Consider the following 6,373-nt stretch of genomic DNA (forward strand, 5'->3'; position numbering starts at 1 on the left):
CCGCAGCCCTGGTCATCCTCCACATCGAGCACGGACGAACCACCTGAAACGAACACTACGCACAGTCGCGAACCGTTACTCGGAAAGGCTCAGTGAGCTGATCTCAGCGGCGCGAATGTGTTGATTGGTTCGACACGGATGAAGGCGCTCAGACCGGACAGTGCTGGAAGTGGACGTGAGGTCCTCGGTAGGTAGTTCTCACCACAAGATCACCCACACGGTGAGGACCCCACGTGATCGCATATCGTGCCATGGTCGACGTCCCGAGGGAACTCGTGCAGCACCTCGGCCGGCTACTTGCCGCGGAACGCCGAGCCAAGGGGACGCGGCGCGGCACCCGCGCGTTGACCTGCTTCTACCAGGCGCTGCTGGTGCTGGTCTGGTTCCGCAAGGCCGAGGACATGACTGTGCTCGGCGCTGGGTTCGGCATCTCCCGGGCGACCGCGTACCGCTACCGCGACGAGGGCATCGCCGTGCTCGCCGCGCAGGCGACCGACCTGCACACCGCGCTGCGCCGAGTCGCCGCCGACGGCTGGTCCCAGGTGATTCTCGACGGCAAGCTGTTCGACTGCGACCGGCTCACCGAGACCACCCTGTCGGTCAAGGGCGAGACCATCGACGCCTGGTACTCCGGCAAGCACCGAGACTTCGGGGCGAACATCCAAGCGATCATCCGCCCGGACGGACTGCCGATCTGGACATCGGCGGCGATGCCCGGGCACCTGCACGACACCAGCTGTGCCCGCGAACTTGGGATCACCGCTGCGCTGAACTGGTCCGCCGCCGAACTGGACCTGCCCGCTCTGGCCGACTCCGGCTACGAAAGCGCAGGTCACGGCATCAAGACTCCGGTCAAGCAGCCTGCCGACGGCAGCCGGCTCGCACCCGACAACCGCGCCTACAACCAGCTGCTGCGCGGGCTGCGCTGGCAAGGCGAACGCGGCTTCGCCATCCTGGTTGGACGCTGGAAAACGCTACGCCACACCACCGCCAGCCCACGCCGGATCGGCGATATCGTCGCCGCCGCGCTGCACCTGACTCATTTCGAATACAAATACCTACCCGAATCTTGTTGAGATCACTTCAGTGGGTGAGCCCGTCCAGGTCAAGACGCACGACTTTCCCGACCGGGAGACCGGCAAGGCGATTCCGTACGGGATCTATGACGTGACCGCGAACGCCGGCTGGGTCAACGTCGGCTGCGATCACGACACTGCCGCGTTCGCGGTCGCCTCGATCCGCCGCTGGTGGTCCGCCCGCGGCACAAGCGACTACCCGAATGCCCGAAGGCTGCTGATCACCGCCGACGCGGGCGGCTCCAACGGTCACCGCACCCGGGCGTGGAAGACCGAACTCGCGGCCCTGGCCACAGAGAGCGGACTTCACATCACGGTGTGCCATCTGCCGCCGGGGACCTCGAAATGGAACAAGATCGAGCACCGGCTGTTTAGCCACATCACGATGAACTGGCGCGGCAGGCCGCTGACCAGCCACGAAGTCATCGTGCAGTCCATCGCGGCCACCACCACCCGCGCCGGTCTGAAAGTGCAAGCCGAACTCGACACCGCCGCCTACCCCACCGGAGTCGAGATCAGCGACGCGCAGATCGTGAGCAGAACCGGTACGTGCGGCGCGGCGCCGTACGCCGCCGCGCTATGGGAGCAGGGCCGCCTGTCAAGCTCAGTGACGCCGACCGCATCCTGGCCACCGTGCTCTACCTGCGCAGACTCTGCACACAAGCGGTCCTGGCCGAGCTGTTCAACGTGGACCGAAAGACGATCACCATCGCCGTTCAGCAGACCCGCCCACTCCTGGAACAGCACGGATACGTCATCACACCATCGACGGCCCGGTTCCCCGCACCAGCAGACCTCGTCGCATTCCTCACCGACGGGGAAACCGCACCCCTATCAGAGATCAAACCAGCGTGTTAATCATCTGCACGCTCTTATTTACCAGGGTTTAAGAGCCTGGTAAATAAGGGTTTCAGGTGTGTTGGTGGCGGGCGAGGCGGCGGGCCATGACGATGATCATGGCCCATTGAGCCTTTTCCAACCTGATCTTGCAGCTCAGGCGCGGTGTTGGTGGGCCGGGTATCGATGAGGGCGAGGCTCCAGGTAAGACAGCTGTCGACCAAGATCAGACGCCCCGACCGGGAGCCTCGCCTGTGCTGTCTTACCCGTCCACGATCTCGTTGTCCAGCCGGACCCTGAACCACCTCGCCGACCGCATCCGCAGCCGTCGCAAGCAGCATCGATCGCGCTGGCGGCGCCTCGATCCAGGACGGCAGGCACTGCTCGTTCTCGCTCATCTGCGCAACGGCGACACCTACACCCGTCTGGCCGCCGGGTTCGCTGTCGGTGTCGCCACCGCCTGGCGCTACGTGCAGGAAGCGGTCGCGGTGCTCGCGGCATCGGCCGACGACCTGGCCGCGGCCATGCGGCGGATCCGGCTGCTGGCGTACGCGATCCTGGACGGCACGCTGATCCCGATCGACCGCGTCGCCGACCAGAAGCCCTACTACTCCGGAAAGCATCAACGGCACGGGGTGAACGTGCAGGTCATCGCCGATGCGGCCGGCCGGCTCGTCTGGGCCTCGCCGGCACTGCCGGGCGCGGTCCACGACCTGATTGCAGCTCGCACCCACGGCATCATCCAAGCGCTGACCAGCGCGAACGTGATGACGTTCGCGGACAAGGGTTATCAAGGTGCCCGGGGCAGCGTGCGCACACCGTTCAAGCGGCACCGCTACCGGCCGAAGCTGTCACGCCGGCAGAAGGCCGTGAACCGTGCGCACGCCAAGATCCGCGCCCGTGGCGAACGAGCTATCGCCACCCTCAAAACCTGGAAAGTCCTGGCCAAGCTGCGCTGCTGCCCACGCCGAGCCACCACGATAGTGCAGGCCATCCTCGCCCTACACCGGATCGAAGCCAACCGCTACGCAGGATGAAAAGAGCTCATTGGACCATCGCGGCGTGGTGGCCGGGTAGTCGTTCGTAGTCGCGGACGGTGCATCGGCACCGGTTGATCCACGAGAAGGTGCGTTCGACCGCCCATCGGCGGTGTAGGACGACGAAGGTGGTCTGTCCGGCGAGTTTCGCGACGATCTGCACGGTCAGGGTGAGGTGGGTGGCGGCCCAGTCGACGAGTTTGCCGGCGTAGCCGCTGTCGGCCCAGGTCAGCTGGATGGTGGGGAAGCATGCGTGTAGCGCCCACAGCAGGGGTCGGGCGCCGTCACGGTCTTGGACGTTGCCGCCGGTGATCAGGACCGCGAGGAGCAGTCCGCAGGCGTCCACGGCGATGTGCCGTTTCCGGCCGTTGACCTTCTTCCCCGCGTCGTAGCCGCGGCTGGGGCGCCCGACGGTTTCCGCGGCGCGTATCGACTGGGAGTCGACCAGCGCGGCCGTCGGTTGCCGGTCGCGGTCCTCGATCTGCTCACGTACCTGTTCTCGCAGGCTGTTGTGCATGCGGTGCAGCGTTCCGTCGGCGGTCCAGGTCTTGAAGTAGTGGTAGACGAGCTTGTGGTGGGGGAAGTCGGCCGGTAGCGCGTCCCACTGGCAGCCGGTGCGGTCGAGGTAGCGGATGGCGTCCACGATGTCGCGGCGTGGGTAGATGATCGGCCGGCCACGTCCGGTGCCGGCCGGGACGTGTGGGGCGAGGACGGCCCATTCGGCGTCGCTGGTGTCGGATGGGTAGTGCCGTGGCCGGGCGGTGGGCAGGTGAGCATCGAGGGTGGCCGGGGTGGTGGATGCGGCGACACCGGCGACAAGGTATACAGGCAGGGTTGGGCCTTCGGTCGTGCTGGTTTGTCGCCTTTGCTCGTACCGAAGGCCCTTCCCTATGTCACGCAACCACGCCGACGCCGTCACGGTTGTCGATCTGCACCGACCCCGCCGGCCTCCCGAAACCCTTATTTACCAGGCTCTGACATCTGTGTGAGGGCACCGCCTTGACAGGTCGCGGCGTGCGCCAACCAACACCCGTACGCTCTGCGCTCACCTCTGACGGGGACTGACTCCCACCACGGTCAGGGCGAGTAGTCGGTCCGCCTCGGTAGCGGGGTCCGGATTGTGTTCCGTGGCCAGGGCGATACCGGTGATCAGCATGATCAGGTCGGTGATGGTCACGCCGGGCGTCAGCGCGCCATCGTCGGTTGCGCGGCGTACCAGTGGTTCGCCCGCCTCCGTGAGCTGCGCCGAAGCGCAGTGCTCGTGCGCCTCGGCGGGGTCCGCCGCGCTGTCGCGGGTCAGCGCGATGGCCAGTCCTCGGATGGTCGCGGCGGACGCGGTGACGGCACTGAGCCATTCCAGCAGCGCGGCCCGGGTATCGGCTCTGCCGCCCAGGTTGCGGGCGTGCGCGCACAGGGTCTCGATCCGTTCACGGAAGACCGCCTCCAGCAGTGCGTGGCGGCTGGGAAAGTGCCGGCGCACCGTGGCTGACCCGACTTCCGCAAGGCGGGCGATCTGTTCCAGGGATGCGTCGGCGCCGTGCGCGGCGATCTCCTGCTCGGCCACGGCGAGCAGGCGCGCGTAGTTGCGCCGGGCGTCTGCACGCTGGACTGGCATTGGTCACCTCGATGTTTGCTAAGTGGCGGGGCCCTCCGTATAGTAGCCAAGCACAAACGGTGGGGCCCGCCGTTTAATAGCCGCGCAATCCGGAGGAGCCCTCATGCCCACCGATCCCGCACCCGTCCTGGTCATCGGCGCCACCGGACAGCAGGGTGGCGCCACCGCCCGTGCCCTGCTCGCGGCGGGCGTTCCCGTCCGGGCGCTGGTCCGCAACCCCGCCACCGACCGGGCGAGGGCCGTCGAAGCGCTCGGTGCCGAACTGGTCATCGGCGACCTCGACGATCGCGACTCGCTGGTCAGGGCCGCGCAAGGAGCCCGAGCGGTCTTCTCGGTGCAGATGCCCGCGATGAACGGGGCCTCCATCGACTTCGAGGGTGAGCTGATCCAGGCCGTCAACCTGATCGAGGGCGCGCTGGCCGCGAAAGTGCCGCAGTTCGTGCACACGTCCGTCTCCGGCGCCGGACAGCACACCGAGACCACCGGCTGGGCCGAAGGGCGCTGGGCGCCCCTGGAGCCCTACTACGCCACCAAGACCAGCATCCAGAACCGGGTACGCGAGGCGGGCTTCACGCACTGGACACTCATCAAGCCGGGCTGGTTCATGGAGAACTTCCTGCCCTCCTCGGCGTACCTCTTCCCCCGGGGCGTCGAGGGCGGCCTGGCGACTGTGCTGAAGCCGCAGACCCGGCTCTCCCTCGTCGCGGTCGATGACATCGGCAGTGCGGCCGCCGCAGCCATCGCCGAACCCGATCGGTTCAACGGGGTCGAGCTGGAACTGGCCAGCGACTACCTGACCATGACGGAAATCTCCAAGATCCTGTCCCGTGCACTGGGCACCGAGCTGACCGCGCCGGAGATGACCGAGGAGGAAGCGATCGCCGCGGGAATGCCGGTGTGGGCAGGCGTCTCACACGCACACATGAACGTGGCCGGGCAACCCGCCCGCCCGGAATTCGCCCGAGCCCTCGGCATCCCCCTCACGACCTTCGAGGAATGGACGCACGAACACCTCCGGGCCACAGCCTGACCCGGTCCGGGGCACTCGCTCTGTCCACCGGTCCAGCCGTCATCCTCAGCGCTCCCGGGCGCTGCCACGGTCCCGCGATCATCGCCGGTACGGCACCGCCGTACCGGCGATGATCGCCCGCGGCTTCGTGGGCAGAAGTGTCAAGTTATTTTTACAGTCCAACCCATCCGAATGATCTACAAGCGGACGCAAAGCATAAATCTACTCAAAGATCTTCGAACCGCCCTCTGAGTGGGCATTCGATGATGCGATCTCGCGCTATTCCTGATTTGTCGCATGCGCCATTCGAGCGTTTCGCCGTTTTGGTGGGGATGCATACGTGGGAGATCGGACGATTCGGCGTCTGTTTCGTATACAGATGCGCCTCGGATTCCGTCTGACGTAGACATGACCGGGACTCGCCGTTGCCGTCGGCTGCGGGCTCATCGGGTCCGTCCAGAGTAGAGCTGTGACGTGACCGCTCGCCGCGCCTACCCCAGCGACATCTCCGACGCCCGCTGGGCCCTGATCGCACCGACCCTGCTCGCCTGGCAGCAGGCCCGCCTCGACCGGCGGCCCACCGGTGAGCCCGCTCGCACCGATGTCCGGGAGGTGTTCAACGCCATCCTCTACGTCAACCGCACCGGGATCGCCTGGAAGTACCTCCCTCATGACTTTCCGCCACACTCCACGGTGTACTACTACTGTGACTGATCAGGTGGTCGTTCCGGTTGCGGGTAGCCAGGGACGGCCGGTGGCGAGTTCGGTGAGGGCGTGCATGATGTTGCGGCCGTGCGCG

The 6,373-nt window shown here is 66.5% G+C and carries 5 protein-coding genes and 2 pseudogenes; 5 read left to right on the top strand and 2 right to left on the bottom strand.

Translation table 11 applies throughout. The features are described 5' to 3' along the window. The first annotated feature begins 251 nt into the window (after nucleotides 1-251). The 3 genes and pseudogenes from AB0G14_RS34205 to AB0G14_RS34215 all read left to right on the top strand — a co-directional run bounded on the left by AB0G14_RS34205 (nucleotide 252) and on the right by AB0G14_RS34215 (nucleotide 2,950). A complete protein-coding gene (locus AB0G14_RS34205; protein WP_357704709.1) occupies nucleotides 252-1,076 on the top strand; it encodes a transposase family protein in 825 nt (274 codons plus the stop codon). A 13-nt stretch (nucleotides 1,077-1,089) separates the two neighbouring features. Further along, a pseudogene (locus tag AB0G14_RS34210) lies at nucleotides 1,090-1,934 on the top strand (ISAzo13 family transposase); the annotation flags it as partial. A gap of 233 nt (nucleotides 1,935-2,167) precedes the next feature. Then, entirely contained in the window at nucleotides 2,168-2,950 is a 783-nt protein-coding gene (locus AB0G14_RS34215) for a transposase family protein (protein ID WP_357704711.1), read from the top strand. Between the two features lie 7 nt (nucleotides 2,951-2,957). Here AB0G14_RS34215 and AB0G14_RS34220 read toward each other — a convergent pair whose 3' ends face one another. Then, nucleotides 2,958-3,869: an IS5 family transposase gene (locus AB0G14_RS34220; protein WP_357704713.1), complete on the bottom strand. Its 912-nt coding sequence runs from the start codon at nucleotides 3,867-3,869 to the stop codon at nucleotides 2,958-2,960. A 126-nt stretch (nucleotides 3,870-3,995) separates the two neighbouring features. Further along, on the bottom strand, nucleotides 3,996-4,565 hold the full coding sequence (locus tag AB0G14_RS34225; protein ID WP_357704715.1) for a TetR/AcrR family transcriptional regulator: 570 nt from the start codon (nucleotides 4,563-4,565) through the stop codon (nucleotides 3,996-3,998). Between the two features lie 103 nt (nucleotides 4,566-4,668). On the opposite strand from AB0G14_RS34225, the gene AB0G14_RS34230 reads away from it, so the two are divergent. Together AB0G14_RS34230 and AB0G14_RS34235 are read left to right on the top strand one after the other, a co-directional pair. After that, nucleotides 4,669-5,595: an NmrA family NAD(P)-binding protein gene (locus tag AB0G14_RS34230; RefSeq protein WP_357704717.1), complete on the top strand. Its 927-nt coding sequence runs from the start codon at nucleotides 4,669-4,671 to the stop codon at nucleotides 5,593-5,595. A 453-nt stretch (nucleotides 5,596-6,048) separates the two neighbouring features. Continuing rightward, a pseudogene (locus tag AB0G14_RS34235) lies at nucleotides 6,049-6,279 on the top strand (transposase); the annotation flags it as partial. Nucleotides 6,280-6,373: the final 94 nt, after the last annotated feature.

It is taken from the genome of Micromonospora sp. NPDC023814, from assembly GCF_040639595.1.
GTDB lineage: Bacteria > Actinomycetota > Actinomycetes > Mycobacteriales > Micromonosporaceae > Micromonospora.

Excerpts from the sequence above, each read along its gene's own strand:
- AB0G14_RS34230 (WP_357704717.1), top strand. The coding sequence starts at position 4,669 with ATGCCCACCGATCCCGCACCCGTCCTGGTCATCGGCGCCACCGGACAG.
- AB0G14_RS34225 (WP_357704715.1), bottom strand. The coding sequence starts at position 4,565 with ATGCCAGTCCAGCGTGCAGACGCCCGGCGCAACTACGCGCGCCTGCTC.
- AB0G14_RS34205 (WP_357704709.1), top strand. The coding sequence starts at position 252 with ATGGTCGACGTCCCGAGGGAACTCGTGCAGCACCTCGGCCGGCTACTT.